The 16,181-nt window shown below is 32.2% G+C and carries 15 protein-coding genes; 4 read left to right on the top strand and 11 right to left on the bottom strand.

Annotated features, from left to right (window positions below; genetic code table 11):
- On the top strand, window positions 1–771 hold a 771-nt coding region (locus OS191_RS03270; protein ID WP_267154280.1), incomplete at its 5' end, for a T9SS type A sorting domain-containing protein.
- Window positions 772–995: 224 nt separating this feature from the next.
- A complete protein-coding gene (locus OS191_RS03265; protein ID WP_267154279.1) occupies window positions 996–3,182 on the top strand; it encodes a tail fiber domain-containing protein in 2,187 nt (728 codons plus the stop codon).
- Here OS191_RS03265 and ribB read toward each other — a convergent pair.
- The 6 genes from ribB to tpx form a co-directional block, all read right to left on the bottom strand.
- Window positions 3,179–4,336, bottom strand: a complete 1,158-nt coding sequence (gene ribB, locus OS191_RS03260) for a 3,4-dihydroxy-2-butanone-4-phosphate synthase (RefSeq protein ID WP_267154278.1) — start codon at window positions 4,334–4,336, stop codon at window positions 3,179–3,181. The two genes, OS191_RS03265 and ribB, sit on opposite strands and share 4 nt — an antisense overlap.
- 35 nt (window positions 4,337–4,371) lie before the next feature.
- Window positions 4,372–6,243 (bottom strand): LptF/LptG family permease, encoded by a 1,872-nt coding sequence (locus OS191_RS03255; RefSeq protein ID WP_267154277.1) that lies wholly within the window; start codon window positions 6,241–6,243, stop codon window positions 4,372–4,374.
- Between the two features lie 7 nt (window positions 6,244–6,250).
- The gene (gene lolA1 / locus OS191_RS03250) at window positions 6,251–6,889 is read right to left on the bottom strand and encodes an outer membrane lipoprotein periplasmic chaperone LolA1 (protein WP_267154276.1); all 639 of its coding nucleotides are present in this window, start codon (window positions 6,887–6,889) and stop codon (window positions 6,251–6,253) included.
- 59 nt (window positions 6,890–6,948) lie between these two features.
- Entirely contained in the window at window positions 6,949–9,315 is a 2,367-nt protein-coding gene (locus OS191_RS03245) for a DNA translocase FtsK (protein WP_267154275.1), read from the bottom strand.
- A gap of 108 nt (window positions 9,316–9,423) precedes the next feature.
- A complete protein-coding gene (locus tag OS191_RS03240) occupies window positions 9,424–9,792 on the bottom strand; it encodes a diacylglycerol kinase (protein ID WP_267154274.1) in 369 nt (122 codons plus the stop codon).
- Window positions 9,785–10,291: a thiol peroxidase gene (tpx, locus tag OS191_RS03235; protein ID WP_267154273.1), complete on the bottom strand. Its 507-nt coding sequence runs from the start codon at window positions 10,289–10,291 to the stop codon at window positions 9,785–9,787. Before tpx ends, OS191_RS03240 begins: the two co-directional genes overlap by 8 nt.
- Before the next feature lie 242 nt (window positions 10,292–10,533).
- On the opposite strand from tpx, the gene OS191_RS03230 reads away from it, so the two are divergent.
- Window positions 10,534–10,785 (top strand): hypothetical protein, encoded by a 252-nt coding sequence (locus OS191_RS03230; RefSeq protein WP_267154272.1) that lies wholly within the window; start codon window positions 10,534–10,536, stop codon window positions 10,783–10,785.
- 72 nt (window positions 10,786–10,857) lie between these two features.
- Here the strand turns inward: OS191_RS03230 and OS191_RS03225 are convergent, their stop codons facing one another.
- The 4 genes from OS191_RS03225 to OS191_RS03210 all read right to left on the bottom strand — a co-directional run bounded on the left by OS191_RS03225 (window position 10,858) and on the right by OS191_RS03210 (window position 13,778).
- On the bottom strand, window positions 10,858–11,115 hold the full coding sequence (locus tag OS191_RS03225) for a DUF6952 family protein (protein WP_267154271.1): 258 nt from the start codon (window positions 11,113–11,115) through the stop codon (window positions 10,858–10,860).
- Window positions 11,116–11,121: 6 nt separating this feature from the next.
- Window positions 11,122–11,430, bottom strand: coding sequence for a thioredoxin family protein (locus OS191_RS03220; RefSeq protein WP_267154270.1), 309 nt, complete (start codon window positions 11,428–11,430; stop codon window positions 11,122–11,124).
- Between the two features lie 102 nt (window positions 11,431–11,532).
- On the bottom strand, window positions 11,533–12,171 hold the full coding sequence (locus OS191_RS03215) for a peroxiredoxin (RefSeq protein ID WP_267154269.1): 639 nt from the start codon (window positions 12,169–12,171) through the stop codon (window positions 11,533–11,535).
- A gap of 140 nt (window positions 12,172–12,311) precedes the next feature.
- Window positions 12,312–13,778, bottom strand: coding sequence for a Na+/H+ antiporter NhaC family protein (locus OS191_RS03210; protein ID WP_267154268.1), 1,467 nt, complete (start codon window positions 13,776–13,778; stop codon window positions 12,312–12,314).
- Between the two features lie 311 nt (window positions 13,779–14,089).
- Between OS191_RS03210 and OS191_RS03205 the strand changes: the two genes are divergently transcribed.
- Complete coding sequence (locus tag OS191_RS03205) at window positions 14,090–14,824, top strand: phage tail-like protein (RefSeq protein WP_267154267.1); 735 nt, start codon at window positions 14,090–14,092, stop codon at window positions 14,822–14,824.
- Window positions 14,825–14,950: 126 nt separating this feature from the next.
- Here the strand turns inward: OS191_RS03205 and OS191_RS03200 are convergent, their stop codons facing one another.
- A complete protein-coding gene (locus OS191_RS03200) occupies window positions 14,951–16,150 on the bottom strand; it encodes an aminotransferase class I/II-fold pyridoxal phosphate-dependent enzyme (protein WP_267154266.1) in 1,200 nt (399 codons plus the stop codon).
- Between the last annotated feature and the right edge of the window lie 31 nt (window positions 16,151–16,181).

Raw genomic sequence — 16,181 nt, 5'->3', positions numbered from 1 at the left:
TTTAGTCAAGGTTATGAATATAGTTTGAATTTTTTAGGAGTAAATGCAAATACAGGTAATTACCAAATAGCTTTAGTTGCAACTCCAGATTTTGAACAGGTTACGCCAGCAGCCACAGCCGATTTAGGAGCGTCTGTTTATTTACCATCAGAATTATCCATTGATAATTTTGAAACAGCAGATTCAAATTTACAATTTTTTGAATGGCAGGTAAATCAGGAAGCATCTTTCGATGGAGGGATTACAGATTTACTTTTATTGATACGTTCAGATGTTGTTCCTAATAATTTTACTCATGCAGCAGGAGAAGCCATAACACTTATTAATTTCGATATTATTAATGAAATAGAACCTGGAGTACTTCCAACGTCTGGTGAATTAATTTTTGCTGAAAATGATGATCCTATCGTAATAGATAATTATCATGAAACCTGGTTAAATATTAATTTATGGAATGGTGCTGGTACACAGAACTATTATTCAGGAAATAATCCAGCCGCAAGTTCTATTAATTTTGCAACCTTATCTGTACCTAGTCAAGTTTTGGCTGATACTTCTATTTCTGTGTATCCAAACCCAACGTCAGACTATATAAATATTTCAACAAGTTACCAAATTCAACAAGTTGAGGTATTTGATATTCTTGGAAAAAAAGTAAAAGTTGTATCTAATAGCAATCAAATAGCTGTTACCAATTTACAAGCTGGCATATATATAGTAAAAGTATTTACAGATAAAGGAAAAATTACTAAAAAAATAGTGATAGAATAATATTAAAGAGGCTATTAATCGATGTTTAAGGGATTTAAGATTATTTTTTATCTTAAGTCCCTTTTTTTTATTAAATTACTTCACCAATGCTCTACATCGTTTAGCCTATACCTATTTAGTTGTGTAAATGCTGTTACTTAATATCCATATTTTGTAAGAATTTTTTATTTAAACAACTGATTTGTATATATCTACATTATATACAATGTATAAACATGTTTTGCATGAAGAAAAATTATCTAATCATCTTATTTTTTCAAGTACTAATTTCTTATACATATTCCCAAGTAGGTATTGGTACTACAAATCCACTATCGCAGTTAGACATTAGAGCTTCTAATCAAATTTCACCAAGTAATACAGATGGCATTTTAATACCTAAAATAGATGCGTTTCCATTAATAAATCCCACAGTTGCTCAAGATGGCATGTTGGTTTATATAACTGGTAATGCTATTCCAGTTAAAGGATTTTATTACTGGAACTCTGATTTGACATCATGGACTTCCATAAAAGGAGCTGAAAAACTAAATGATTTAATAGATGGGAAAAGTGATGTAGATGGAACTGAAGATGGTTCTTCAATTTTTCTAGGTTTAAGTGCTGGACAAAATGATGATGGGACCGATAATCAAAACGTAGGAATTGGTTTTGAGTCTCTTAGCTTAAACACCATAGGCTTTAATAATGTGGCTTTGGGTTATAGATCACTCTATAATAATATGGATGGAAGTTTTAATGTTGCAAATGGGTTTTATGCATTATTTTCTAATATTTCTGGAGTTAGGAATACAGCTAATGGTTATAGATCCTTACATACCAATTCTACAGGTTCCAATAATGTAGGTATTGGATACCAAACACTTTTCGATAACACCTCAGGTGTTGATAATGTTGCCATTGGTTATAACTCCCAATATACATCTACCAGTAATGAAGGTAATGTTTCTATTGGTTCAAATTCATTATATTTTTCAGAAGGAAACCACAATACGGTTGTAGGTACAGACGCTCTAAGTATGGCTAATGCTGGAGACTATAACGTTGCTGTAGGTTCTAATGCTTTATTAAATAACACATCAGGAGATAATAATATTGCTGTAGGATCTAATACGTTATTAAATAATACTCGTGGCTCAAATAATACGGCTAGTGGTTATTTTTCTTTAAACTCAAACACCATTGGAAACAATAATGTGGCTACTGGATTGAGAACACTAAATAATAACACAACAGGTAATAATAACATAGCTACAGGCACAAGAGCTTTATTTTCAAACATTTCTGGCTCAAACAATATTGCAATAGGAACTAGAGCCTTGTATTCTAATACGAGGGGAACACATAATATTGCTAATGGAACTAGAACATTATACCTAAATACATTGGGGAGTTTTAATGTTGCTAACGGGTTTAGAGCATTAAACTCCAATACCATAGGAGATAATAATATTGCAAATGGCTATCATACATTATATTCTAATACAACAGGTTCTAACAATATTGCTAATGGTTATGAATCTCTTAGAAATAATATTACAGGTTTTGATAATATAGCCAGTGGTACTCAAGCTTTATATAGTAATACTTCAGGTGATGCTAATGTTTCTATTGGTACAAACACCTTATATTATAATACTACAGGGATTAACAATACAGCTCTTGGTACCGAATCTGGTTTCAGTTCTAATGGAAATGGAAATGTGTTTTTAGGTTATAGTGCAGGGTTTAATGAAATTGGTTCTAATAGGTTATATATAGAAAACTCTAATGCTAATGCAGCAGATGCATTAATTTATGGGGAATTTGACACAGATTTTTTAAGGTTTAATGGAAATGTTACAATAAGCAATGCCAATGGAACAAATGCGAATGCAACTTTATCTATAAATAATTTAGAAATTGCCGATTTGGGCGTAAATAATTTAGGGTTGGATGGAGACATAGTGCCCTATATGAATTCAGCATTTGATATTGGAAATTTATTACCAAATCAACACTGGGACCAAGTTGTAGCAAATACTTTTGTGACGTTTTCTGATAGAAATACTAAAAATAATATTGCCACTATAAATTATGGATTAGACGAAATATTACAACTCCAACCAGTACGTTTTAATTATATAGCGGCTATTTCCCCAGATAATAGAACCCATCTAGGTTTAATTGCTCAAGATGTACAAAAAATTATTCCAGAAATAGTAGTTTTAGAAGATGTTGATTTTGATCCTGAAACAGGTGAAAAAATAGTTACTAAAGGAACTTTCAAAGCCATGAGTTATTTGGAATTAATTCCAGTTCTTATTAAAGCGATACAAGAGCAACAAGCAGAAATTATAGATTTAAACCACCAATTAGAAAATTATAAAGCCTTAGAAAAACGACTAGAAGTTTTAGAGAATAAAAATTAATAACTCACATATTCCACAATCTCTAAACCATAGCCAATCATTCCAACTCGTTTGGTTTGTTCGCTATTGGAAATAAGACGTAGTTTATGAATGTCTAGATGATGGAGAATTTGTGCGCCAATTCCAAAATCTTTATGGTCCATTTCAATTCGTGGTGCTTTTACTATTTTACCATCTATTTGAGATTCTTTTAAAACATGCAACCGCTTTAGGAGATTCATGGATTGCGATTGCTGATTGACAAAAATAATGGCTCCTTTTCCTGCATCATTTACCACTTTAAACATATCGTCCAGTTTTTCTTCAGCATTATTGGTTAAAGTGCCGAGAATATCTGTGTTCACCAAAGTCGCATTTACACGGGTTAAAACAGGTTCATTTTTATTCCAGCTGCCTTTTGTTAAAGCAATATGAATTTGATCGTTTGTAGTTTGTTGAAAGGCTCTTAAGCGATATTTTCCAAAACGGGTTTCAATATTAAAATCTTCTTTCTTTTCAATTAAAGAATCATGTTCCATTCTATATGCAACAAGATCTTCAATTGACACAATTTTTAAATCGAATTTTTTAGCAACTTCTAAAAGTTGTGGTAAACGCGCCATGGAACCATCTTCATTCATAATCTCTACAATAACACCGGCAGGCTTTAAACCAGCTAATCGCGCAAAATCAATGGCAGCTTCTGTATGTCCTGTTCGTCTTAAAACACCTCCTTGTTTTGCAACAAGCGGAAAAATATGTCCTGGTCTTGCTAGCTCGAAAGGTTTTGTATTATCATCTACTAATGCTTTAACGGTTTTAGATCTATCTCCAGCTGAGATACCTGTTGTTACACCATTGCCTCTTAAATCTACAGAGATAGTAAAGGCGGTTTCCATTGGGTCAGTATTATTATGAACCATTGGGTTTAATTCAAGTTCTTTACAGCGCTTTTCGGTTAGAGGAGTACAAATAAGTCCACGACCATGTGTAGCCATGAAGTTTATCATTTGAGGGGTTACCATTTCGGCAGCAGCCAAAAAATCTCCTTCATTCTCTCTGTCTTCATCATCAACTACAATAATAACCTTCCCATTTCTAATATCGTTAATGGCTTCTTCGATACTGTGTAATTGTATTTTGGTTGTATTATTTGCTGCTTTAAGCGTGGACATAAGCTTATTTTTTTTATGTGTTGCAAAGATATGGCTTATTTTAAACTAACAGAAAGGTCTTCGTTAATTTTGTTCCTTCTTAAAAAGTGTGTTAGAGGGTAAAAAACAAAACTAAACAGAACCATTATTGGGTTTTTAGAAACCCCCTCTAATTTTATGAGTTTATAAATGTCTAATAGCTTTATATAAGACAGAGTAAAATAGACTAGGCATACAAAAAAGGACACCATACTTAATTGAACGCATACCAGAGCAATTTCTTCTAATTTATTGTTTTTAAGTATAAAATAAAGAGGTAATAATATGGCCCCTATAATGTAAAAGATAAAGGTAAACTTAGCATAATCTTTATAGTCTGAATGTCTTTTTATTATGGCATCATAATCCTCTTTAAGAGCTAGAGGCTCTTTTGTTAAACCATGTTTTTCTTCTATAACTTCTCTAACAGCTTCTGGTAACTTTGAAGTGGATTTTGGGTCTTCTTTTTCTTTTATTCTTAAGAGTTTTTTAATGGGTTCAATAATATGATCAAACTCAAATAATCCACGATCTTCTGTAGCTCTTTTTGTTAAGTATGCTCCTAAAGGCATCATAATTATTGTAGAAAACCAAGCTGCAAAAACAGGATTTAAACTACCATCCTTAGCACTATTTTTAGCAAATATTCCAATAAAATGATAGGTTAAAAACAGGAGTATAGCAATAACCATTGGAAGACCAATACCACCTTTTCTAATTAATGCTCCTAAAGGTGCTCCCACAAAAAATAAAATAACACAAGCAAAACCTAAGGCTAATTTCTCGTGAAGGGCAATGATATGTCTGTTAAGCCAAATGGCTTTAGTTTTCAAACCTTGTTCTTTAACAGTAATAATTTGCTGGGTACTTTTAAAAGTATTTAAAGCTATATCTATTAGTTGAACTTTGTCTTTATTGCTAAACAACTCTAAAATACTTCCGTTGTAGTTGGATTCTTTTTTATAGGTAACACCTTTGTTTATTACGGGCAAATTACTTCTGTTGTAAAGGTTTGTAGCTAGTTCTTTAATAGTGTTTTCTTTATCAATTTTTAAGGTGTCAATGGTGTAGCTTAAATCTCTAATATTTAACATATTGTATTTATCACTAATATCCTTTTGCTCTAAGTCGATATTGTTTAAGTTTGATAAATCAACATTAATCGTGTACTTTTTAAAATAACTCTTTGTCATTGGTAACCTCAGTCTTTCCTTATGGTCTTTTGGAGGTGTATCATCATAAAAATACCCATCAAAAAGCATAAGTTGTAAAATGTCTGATTCTGCTTCACCAATTAATTCACCAGTTTTTGCATAAATAGTTGTGTGGTTTCCAGCTTTAACACCACTTTTTTTATGAATGAGAACTTCTTTTAAAAACTGACCTCTATCACCACTTTTATCTGCTACTTTAATATTATACTCATTGCCAACCTCGTTAAACTGCCCTTTAGCAATAACCATGGCTGGTTTTAATTTGGCTATATTTTTTCGAAGGTTATAGGAATTGTATTCTGCCCAAGGTATCACATTATTTGTAAAGAAAAATGTTGTAATTCCTAATGCAACTATAAAAACACTTAGACCTTTCATGGCACGTTGCAAAGAAATACCTGTAGATTTCATGGCAGCAAACTCATAGTTTTCGGCAAAATTACCAAACACCATAATGGATGCCAATAAAATGGTTAAGGGTAAAACTAAGGGAATTAATTTAGGTGCAAAGTAAAGTAAGAATTTAGCAACCACTACCATATCTAAATCTTTTCCTGCCAGCTCTTTTATATATAGCCAAATGGTTTGTAAAACAAAAATCAGCATGAGAATAACAAACACGCTGATAAAAGTTTTAAGATATGAGGTTAGTATGTACTTATCTAAAATCTTCAAAAGTTACTTAGTCCAATTTGTTAATGTAGTAATCTTTATACTTGTTCTTGTCAAAAGTAAATAAGGATTTTGATATAGGTTCGTTTGTTTTAAAAGAATTAACAGTTAAAGTGGTTTTTGTACCATTTTTCCCTACTTCAATTAAGTTATAAATATGCTTAGTTTGTGCATCGATACCTAAAAGGACATTCTTAATTTCTGAATGAGAATCGATAGGCGTTAATTTCACATATTGAATTTTTCTTCCTTTTACATCTTGAATGATGTCCATTTTATAACTGTATCCATCTTCGTAAAATGAAAGCATTTTACTTGGAGTAATATTGCTTTCATCATTTGAGTTCTCTGATGAAATGGTAACTTCTTCGTCGTCTGGACTTATACTATAAAGTGTTTTTCCATCATAAATACGTGTTGCTCCTAAAATGTTTAAGCGATATTTTTCTCCTTGCATAACAACATCACCACGTGTTTCTTGTTTGATGTTTTCGGCTGCATTATCTAAAGCATATTTAAAATCTATAGAAATATTATCATAGCTTTTTGCTTTTTGAGATACTTCGTCTAAAAGAGCTTTAGCTTTACTATCCTGAGCAAAAGAGGCTACACTAATGAAAAGTGCTAAAATAAGTGTTATTTTTTTCATTGAAATAATTTTTATGTTTTCCTTCTCTGTTTTAAAAAGAAAGAATTTACTTAATTAATTTATTCGTTTTCTAACAATTGATCGAGTCCTACTAAATCTGGCACTAAAACTTGCCTTGCTTTACTACCTTCAAAACCACCTACAATTCCTGCAGCTTCTAATTGATCAATGATACGACCAGCACGATTATAACCTAACTTTAATTTACGTTGTAAAAGTGAGGCTGATCCTTGTTGAGCTACTACAATAATTTCGGCAGCTTCTCTAAATAATTTATCTCTATCGGCTATATCTACATCAAGACTTGTGCCACCTTCTTCTCCTACATACTCAGGTAATAAATAAGCATCTGGATAGGCTTTCTGCAAACCTATAAAGTCGGTTATTTTCTCAACCTCTGGGGTATCAACAAAGGCACATTGAATACGTACCAAATCGTTTCCTTGTGTATAAAGCATGTCTCCACGTCCAATTAACTGATCTGCTCCAGAACCATCTAAAATAGTTCTAGAGTCTATTTTACTAGTAACTCTAAAAGCAATCCTAGCAGGGAAATTGGCTTTAATAATACCTGTAATAACGTTTACGGAAGGACGTTGTGTAGCAATAATTAAGTGAATTCCAATAGCACGTGCTAATTGGGCTAAACGTGCAATAGGTGTTTCTACTTCCTTTCCTGCCGTCATAATTAAATCGGCAAACTCATCTACAACCAAAACTATATAGGGTAAAAACTGATGGCCATCGTTGGGATTTAATTTTCGTGCCTTAAACTTGGCATTATATTCAGCTATATTTCTACATAAGGCATTTTTTAACATCTCGTAGCGATTATCCATTTCAATACACAAAGAGTTTAATGTATTGATAACCTTAGTGTTGTCTGTAATAATGGCTTCTTCGCTATCCGGAAGTTTTGCTAAATAATGACGTTCAATTTTATTGAATAATGTTAACTCAACTTTTTTAGGGTCTACTAAAACAAACTTCACTTCAGCTGGATGTTTTTTGTATAATAAGGAGGTTAAAACAGCATTTAAACCAACCGATTTTCCCTGACCAGTTGCTCCAGCCATCAATAAGTGAGGCATTTTTGCCAAGTCAACTACAAAAGTTTCATTGCTAATGGTTTTTCCTAAAGCAACAGGTAATTCCATGTTTGATTTCTGAAATTTCTGCGAAGCAATAACAGAACGCATGGATACAATGGTTGAATTTTTATTAGGTACTTCTATACCAATAGTTCCTTTTCCTGGAATTGGAGCAATTATTCTAATACCTAAAGCTGAAAGCGATAAAGCAATATCGTCTTCTAAATTTTTAATTTTTGAAATACGTATTCCAGCTTCTGGAACAATCTCATACAGTGTTACTGTAGGCCCAATAGTGGCTTTAATACTTGCAATACCAATTTTGTAATTACTTAAAGTATCTACAATTCGGTTTTTGTTTTCTTCAAGTTCATCTTGATTGATGGTAATCCCTTCAGTATCGTATTTTTTTAATAAGTCTAAGGACGGAAATTGATAATTACTAAGTTCTAGAGTAGGATCGAATTGTCCAAAATCTTCTACTAATTTATTTGCTAGATTGTCGGTTTCCGAAAGTTCTTCTGCCACTTCTTCCACTTCAATTGTCATTTCAGGTTCTTCTTTTTCTACTTCAGGTTTTGGCTTTGGTTTTTCTACTTGAACACTTTCTTCTTTTTCTTCAGTTTTGTTATTTAAATCTAAATCGAAAGCAGATTTAATTTCTTTAGCTTCAGCAGTTAAATCGTTATCAATGGGAATAGAAACATCTTTATCTGAAGGTTTAAATTCTTGTTTAATATCTTTTGAAGCTCTTTGAAAGAGATTTTTAAATGTTTCTGAAGTTACTCGAAACCTGATGGCTAAATAGGTAATTAAAAAGAAAACCAGTAGGAGTGAAGTACCTATTTTACCAAGATAATCTTGTAAATAGCTGTTTATTTCGAACCCAATAGTTCCTCCTAGAATGTCTAATTTTTCAGAAAAAAAACCAAATAGAATTGAGAACCAAACAACAATTAACGTTCCCCAAAACCAGTGTTTTCTTAATTTACTTAAACTTGAATTGGTTAAAACATAAACTCCAGAAAGAAATATAAGACCAGAGAAAATAAAGGAGGCAATCCCAAAGCCACGTTGAATAAAAAAATCGCTTATCCAAGCTCCTGTTTTATTAAGCCAGTTTTCTGGTTTTACGTCTCTTGAAGCAAACTCTGAAAGCGTACTTTGGTCGGCTTTTCCTGTAAATAGAAATGATACAAAAGCAATAAATAGTAAGAGTCCTATAATAGTTAAAAAGCTACCAAGCACTAGTTTTTGTTGATTAGACAACTTAAAACTTGGGGCTTTTAATTTAGGCTTACTCGTTTTTTTTGTTTTTGTTTTCTTTGTTGCCATGTTTAGTTTCAGAGGAAAAGAAATGAGTTCATTCTATTTAGATTTGAAATCTTTGCTCAATGCAGCAAAAATACAAATTACTAACGTTTATCCTAATGGTAAAAGTATTTAAAAAATCTTAGGAAAATAAATGATGCAACCAACAATTATTGCTGTTATAGCAAATATAAAAACGGCTCCAGCAGCAAAATCTTTAATAAGTCCAATTTTAGGATGAAATTCTGGGTGTATAAAATCTGCTATTTCTTCAATAGCAGTATTTAAACTTTCAAGAGCTATTATTAAACCAATAGTAAGAGTTTGCAAAATCCATTCTGTAGCACTAAGACCTACCAATAAGCCTGCAAACGTCATGATTATCCCAATAAACGCTTGCACTTTTATACTTGGTTCTGTTTTAATTAAAAGCCAAGCACCTTTAAAAGCGTATCCAACACTTTTGAGTCTATTAATAAAAAAAGACTCTTTTTTAGTCATCTAACAAGGCTTCAAGAGCGGCTTTATAGTTAGGCTCATCTCCAATTTCAGAAACCTGTTCTGTATATTTAATGGTTCCATCTTTGTCTAAAACAACAACACATCTTGAATGTAAAGCATCCAAAGGACCGTTGATAAAGTTTAAACCATAATTTTTACCAAAACTACCATCTTTATAGTCTGATAAAGTAACAACGTTGTCTAATCCTTCTGCACCACAAAATCTATTTAAGGCAAAAGGTAAATCTCTAGAAATACACAATACTTTAGTGTTTTCTAATTCTCCTGCTTCTTCATTAAATTGTCTTACAGATTGTGCACAAGTACCTGTATCAATACTAGGAAAAATGTTAAGAACTACTTTATTTCCTGAAAAATCGTTTAAAGATTTAGTTTTTAAATCTGTAGATATTAATTTGAAATCTGGTGCTTTTGTTCCAACTTTAGGAAGTACACCAGATGTTTGAATTTTGTCTCCGTGTAAGGTTACTGTTGCCATAATATTATATGTTTTTAAATTTTATTAAAAATACTAATAAATTAAGTGTTTTACTAAAATGATTTCTATGAATTGATGAATTTAAGATTTTGTTTTTCAATCTTTTAAGATTCAGTTATTTATGCTTTTGGATGTTGTTAATGCTATGTTAGTTTTTTGTTAAACTATATTTTTAAACATCTAATAAGAAGTTTTACTGCGTAGATAAGGCAACAAATCTAAAAACATAAAAACCTATTATTATGACAATTTCAAAAAAATTATTTGGTGCCTTATTATTCACAGCTTTTTTAGGGTTTTCTCAACTCTCATCTGCTCAAACTTCTGAAAGTAGTCAGGCAAAAACAGAGAAACAGGCGAAAGCTCAGGAACAGTCTCAATATCAAGAGACTTCTGAGGTAAAAGAAGACAAGACAGATTTAAAAACACGAGAAGAAAAAGCTGTTGAAAATAAAGCAACTAAAGAAGAAGAAACGGATAACGATAAAAAGTAATTGCTATTTGTTTCAAAAGAAAAAGCCTCTTAATTTTAAAATTAAGAGGCTTTTTAATTTTTTTATAGATTTCTAAGAATCTATAGAACCTAATACACGTTTCATAAAGCTGTTTAAAGCTTCTTTTTTGGGTGTACCATCTTTAATCATTTTATTTACTTCTATGGCTCCATACATATTGGAAATTAATTCTCCAATAACATCCAGCTCTTCATCTTTTAAAGAAGGGACTTCTGTAAGAGCTTCTAAAGTTTCAATGGTTTCTATTACAAAATCTTCATCGTTTTCTTCAATGAATTGTGTTAGGTGTTTTATGATGGGTAGTTTCATTTAAAATTAATTTAAGTTATCAACCAATTCCTTTAAAACATCAAACTTGTTTGTTTGCACCTGACTAACAAAATCTCCTTTTTTAAAAGTTGCAAAGGTTGGTAAATTATCAACCGTCGCTAATTTTCTAGATTCTGGAAATTTTTCAGCATCTGCAATCACAAATGTTGTACCATCACTTTCTGAAGCTAATTTCTTGAATTTTGGCTTCATAATTCTACAGTTTCCACACCATGTTGCTGAATACTGAACTATAACTGTATCGTTATTGTTTATAATGTCTTGTAAATTGTCTTGCTCTAGTTCTTGTACCATATCTTATAAAATTTAAAACTCTTGTCAAGCCGACAAGTAGGCAAATTCCAAATTCTAACTATTTTTGTTAGAATTTGGAGTTTGAATATTGTATTTATTAATTTAGTGTGAAGCTAAATATGCAGCAGTTCCTTTTGCATTTGGTTGCATAGCATCTTTACCTTCTTCCCAGTTTGCTGGACAAACTTCACCTTTTTCTTGAACGTGAGTATAAGCATCGATTAAACGTAAATATTCATTTACATTTCTTCCTAATGGCATATGGTTAATGCCTTCATGGAATACAATTCCGTCTTCGTCAATTAAATAGGTGGCTCTATATGTTACGTTGTCACCTTCTACTGTTAGAACTCCAGTTTCTTCGTTATATGCTTCGTTAAAGATATCTAAAATCCCTAAGGTTGAAGATAAATTACGGTTTGAGTCTGCAAGGATTGGATACGTTACACCTTCAATTCCTCCATTGTCTTTTGGCGTATTTAACCATGCAAAATGTACTTCAGGAGTATCGCAAGAAGCTCCAATTACAATGGTGTTACGTTTTGTAAACTCAGCCATTGCTTCTTGGAAAGCGTGTAATTCGGTTGGACAAACAAATGTGAAGTCTTTTGGGTACCAGAATAAAACTACTTTTTTCTTATTGTTTACTGCTTCTTCAAGAACGTTAACTTTAAAGGTGTCACCCATATCGTTCATTGCGTCTACGTTTAAATCTGGGAATTTTTTTCCTACAAATGCCATGTTATTTATGTTTAATTATTAGTAAATTTCTTTACTGCAAATATAGCTTAGATAGGCATAATTATAGATTAATTGAATCTTAATTTTTTATCACCATATAGATTTGATTTATAGTGAATGTGTAAATCAATAAAATTAATTTATTTTGAAACTAATTGTCTAATCTTTATTTGAAAAGCTGCAAATAATAAGGTGGTAAATGGGCTAAGCCAATTGAAGATAGCATATACAAAATACTCACCAACACCTACACCCAAAACCCCAGACTGATAGGCTCCACAGGTATTCCAAGGAATTAAAACGGAAGTAACAGTTCCAGAGTCTTCTAAGGTTCTACTTAAGTTTTCTGGTGCTAAGCCTTTGTCTTCGTAGGCTTTTTTAAACATTTTCCCAGGAATTACAATGGCTAGATATTGATCGCTTGCAATTGTATTTAAACCTAAACAGCTAATAACGGTGCTTGCAAATAAGCCAAAAACAGTTGTTGCAACAGACAATAAGACTTTAGTAATTCTTGAAAGTGAACCAATGGCATCCATAATGCCACCAAAAACCATAGCACAACAAATTAAGAGAATGGTCCAAAGCATGCCTTTCATGCCACCTGCAGAAAACAAATCGTTAAGCTTTTCATTATCTGTGGTGATTTGTGTATCAGTAAAAATGGCGTTGGTAATCGAACCAAATTTTGAAGTAGATAATCCATCTAAAATATTAGGTTGGTATATAAACGCAAAGACAGCAGCTAATAAAACACCAGCACACAATGCAACTAAAGGTTTCGTTTTTAGTAATATAAGTGCTATAACAACTAAAGGAACCAAAAATAGCATAGGAGTAATGTTAAACGTTCTTTCTATGCTATTAAGCAAATTACTTAAATCGGTACTTCCCGTAGTATCAATTGTTGTAGTAATAATACTAAAAGAAATAAGAGTAACAATTATTGTTGGCACTGTTGTAAAGCTCATATAGCGAATATGCGTAAATAAATCTGTCCCAGCCATAGCAGGAGCCAAGTTTGTTGTATCGCTTAAAGGAGACATTTTATCTCCAAAATAGGCGCCAGAAATAACAGCTCCAGCAATCATTCCAGTTGAGATTCCAAGAGCAGAACCAATTCCAATTAATGCAATTCCAACTGTAGCAGATGTTGTCCAGGAACTACCTGTAGCAATAGAAATAACGGCACAAATAATAACCGAAGCAGGTAAAAAAATTGCAGGACTCAACACTTGTAGGCCATAATAAACCATGGCAGGAATAACCCCACTAACTAACCAGGTACCAGCTAAAGCGCCAACTAAAAATAGTATCATGATGGGAACAAAAACACTTTTTAAGTTTTCCCAAACTTCTTTAAGCATTAAGCGAACATGTACCTTATTGAAAAACCCAACAATGGCAGCAATACCACCTCCAATTAATAATATAAACTGATTGGAGTACTCTCCTAAAGCTTCCCCATCAGCAATAAAAATGTTATAAGCTAGCATAAACATTAAGAGAATAACTGGAATTAAGGCCTCCCAAATACTAAGTTCTTTATTATCAATGATTGTTTGGTCCTCAATATCAATCTCAGATAGGTTTTTATCGTCTTGCATGTTTTTTTTGTTGGTTTAATCGGATTTGTAATGTTACGATTTTCGCTTTAAGTATGCAAATTGTTTCAAAAACCATTCTATTTGAAATAGTATCTATTTTTTATAAACACAAAAAAATTGAAAAAATAAACAAACTCTTGCTTTTGGTGCTAAATTTAATTTTGAACCTAAATTAAGATGTTTTTGAAAAGTGCTTAAGTAAATAACTATCTGTTACACAACGTCTAAGTTAATATTTAGTTCGTCGAAATTAATCTCTTATCATGAAGAATTAGGATAATATCAATTACCTTTGATAATAATGTTTGGTAATGGGTCTTCAAAGAATTGTTATATTTTTTTGTTTATTATCACTATTTCCTATTGGACTTTCTGCTCAAGTAGGAATAGGGACAACGACTCCTCATGCTTCTTCGGTTTTAGAAATAAGTAGTACTAATTCTGGGGTCTTATTACCTAGAGTAGCTTTAATTTCTTCTACGGATATCGTCACCATTGTCAATCCTGTAAGTAGTTTACTGGTATATAATACAAGTTCTTTAAATGATGTTTATCCTGGATTTTATTTTTGGAATGGTAGTCGCTGGAGCCGAATATCTTACAATGAATTAATATTTGGTGAAATTTATAAAACCAGTAGTGAAACATCTCTGAATGCTACCATACCTATAGCGTTTGGAACTAATGGCGTTAGCCAAAACATTACAGCAAACACTAATAGTTTTTTAATTCCTAAATCTGGAATTTATAGAGTGTCTTATGCAGTATCTGTTGTTATGAGAAGTACAAGTACGCCTTCGCCAGTAACTTTAGGGTTTAATTTAAGAGAAGGTACTGGACCAACTATAGCTCAAACTACTGTTGTGCCAGGTTCAAACTCACACACACGAGTAACTTTAGGTGGAAACAGTTCTTGTAGTATGACAAAGTTAATTCATTTAGACGAAGGCCAGAGAATTTATTTATTTACGGATGCTACCCTGGCTATTGTTTATGTAATGCGAAATACAGCCGTACTGAATATTGAATTAATTAAAGCAGATTAAATTAAAAGATAGATAAGCATTCACAATAAACTTGCACTTTTAAGATACCAAGTAATCCTAATTAAGAAATCAACAAAAAAAAGAGAGCACTTGGTGGGCTCTCTTTTAACTGATTATATTTTTTAATTAAAGAATATTCAATTCTTTCATACACGCATGCATGACGCTATACGTTCTTTCAATATCTGCATCCAAACCAATAGAAAAACGAATCAAGCCATCGCTTAATCCCATTTCTTTTTGCTCGTCTTCAGGAATTTCAGAAGATGTAGAACTTCCAGGTGCAGAGAATAATGTTTTATAAAAACCTAAACTAACTGCTAAATATCCTAGGTTTTTTTCTTGCATCAATTCCATTAAAGCATTTGCTTTCTCTAAGGAACCAACATCTATTGTTAACATTCCACCGTATCCATATTTGTCATTCATCATTGATTTAAACAACTTATGTGATGGATGAGATTGCAATCCTGGGTAAACAGTTTTTAATCCTAAGCCTTCAAATTTTTCAGCTAAATAACTGGCATTCAAACTGTGTTGTTGCATTCTAATATGAAGGGTTCTTAAATTTTTTAAGACTGAAGCAGCTCTTAAGCTATCCATAGTTGCTCCCAAGAGCATACAAGCCCCATCATTTACACTACGTAATTCGTTAATAAATTCTTGACTTCCACAAACAACACCTCCAACAGTATCAGAAGAACCATTAATAAATTTGGTTAGACTATGTATCACCATATCCGCTCCTAATTGAATTGGAGAAATTGATAAAGGTGAAAAAGTATTATCAACTACCAATTTTAAATTGTGCTTTTTAGCCAGTTTAGCCAAACCTGCAATGTCGGCAACTTCCAACAGCGGATTACTAACAGATTCGCAATATAGTACTTTGGTGTTTGGAGTAATGGCAGCTTCAACAACATCTAATTTAGTAATATCTACAAAGCTTGTTGCAATATTAAATCTAGGTGCAAAATTCTTTAAAAAAGCATAGGTTCCTCCATAAATTGTTCTACTAGAAACAACATGATCTCCAGCGCCACAAAGTTGCATAATAACTGGTGTTATGGCTCCCATTCCTGAAGCTGTTACGTTTGCCGTTTCCGTGCCTTCCATAGCAGCTAGAGCTTCACCTAAATATAGATTAGAAGGTGTAGAATGCCGAGAATATAAATAACAACCATCTGCATTACCTTCAAAGGTATCGAACATGGTCTTAGCCGATAAAAAAGTATAGGTTGATGAGTCTGAAATAGAAGGGTTTACACCTCCAAATTCTCCAAAATATTGCAAGTCCTGTATGTTGTTTGCTGGTTTAAAAGCCATAATGGTATTGTTTTAAGTTAAATATGATGTA

It is taken from the genome of Xanthomarina sp. F2636L, assembly GCF_026410195.1.
Classification (GTDB): Bacteria; Bacteroidota; Bacteroidia; order Flavobacteriales; family Flavobacteriaceae; genus Xanthomarina.
The sequence above is the reverse complement of the archived record's forward strand: the minus strand, read 5'-3'. Positions and strand labels throughout refer to the sequence as shown.

Excerpts from the sequence above, each read along its gene's own strand:
- OS191_RS03265 (WP_267154279.1), top strand. The coding sequence starts at position 996 with ATGAAGAAAAATTATCTAATCATCTTATTTTTTCAAGTACTAATTTCT.
- ribB (WP_267154278.1), bottom strand. The coding sequence starts at position 4,336 with ATGTCCACGCTTAAAGCAGCAAATAATACAACCAAAATACAATTACAC.
- lolA1 (WP_267154276.1), bottom strand. The coding sequence starts at position 6,889 with ATGAAAAAAATAACACTTATTTTAGCACTTTTCATTAGTGTAGCCTCT.
- OS191_RS03245 (WP_267154275.1), bottom strand. The coding sequence starts at position 9,315 with ATGGCAACAAAGAAAACAAAAACAAAAAAAACGAGTAAGCCTAAATTA.
- OS191_RS03240 (WP_267154274.1), bottom strand. The coding sequence starts at position 9,792 with ATGACTAAAAAAGAGTCTTTTTTTATTAATAGACTCAAAAGTGTTGGA.
- tpx (WP_267154273.1), bottom strand. The coding sequence starts at position 10,291 with ATGGCAACAGTAACCTTACACGGAGACAAAATTCAAACATCTGGTGTA.
- OS191_RS03230 (WP_267154272.1), top strand. The coding sequence starts at position 10,534 with ATGACAATTTCAAAAAAATTATTTGGTGCCTTATTATTCACAGCTTTT.
- OS191_RS03225 (WP_267154271.1), bottom strand. The coding sequence starts at position 11,115 with ATGAAACTACCCATCATAAAACACCTAACACAATTCATTGAAGAAAAC.
- OS191_RS03220 (WP_267154270.1), bottom strand. The coding sequence starts at position 11,430 with ATGGTACAAGAACTAGAGCAAGACAATTTACAAGACATTATAAACAAT.
- OS191_RS03215 (WP_267154269.1), bottom strand. The coding sequence starts at position 12,171 with ATGGCATTTGTAGGAAAAAAATTCCCAGATTTAAACGTAGACGCAATG.
- OS191_RS03210 (WP_267154268.1), bottom strand. The coding sequence starts at position 13,778 with ATGCAAGACGATAAAAACCTATCTGAGATTGATATTGAGGACCAAACA.
- OS191_RS03205 (WP_267154267.1), top strand. The coding sequence starts at position 14,090 with ATGGGTCTTCAAAGAATTGTTATATTTTTTTGTTTATTATCACTATTT.
- OS191_RS03200 (WP_267154266.1), bottom strand. The coding sequence starts at position 16,150 with ATGGCTTTTAAACCAGCAAACAACATACAGGACTTGCAATATTTTGGA.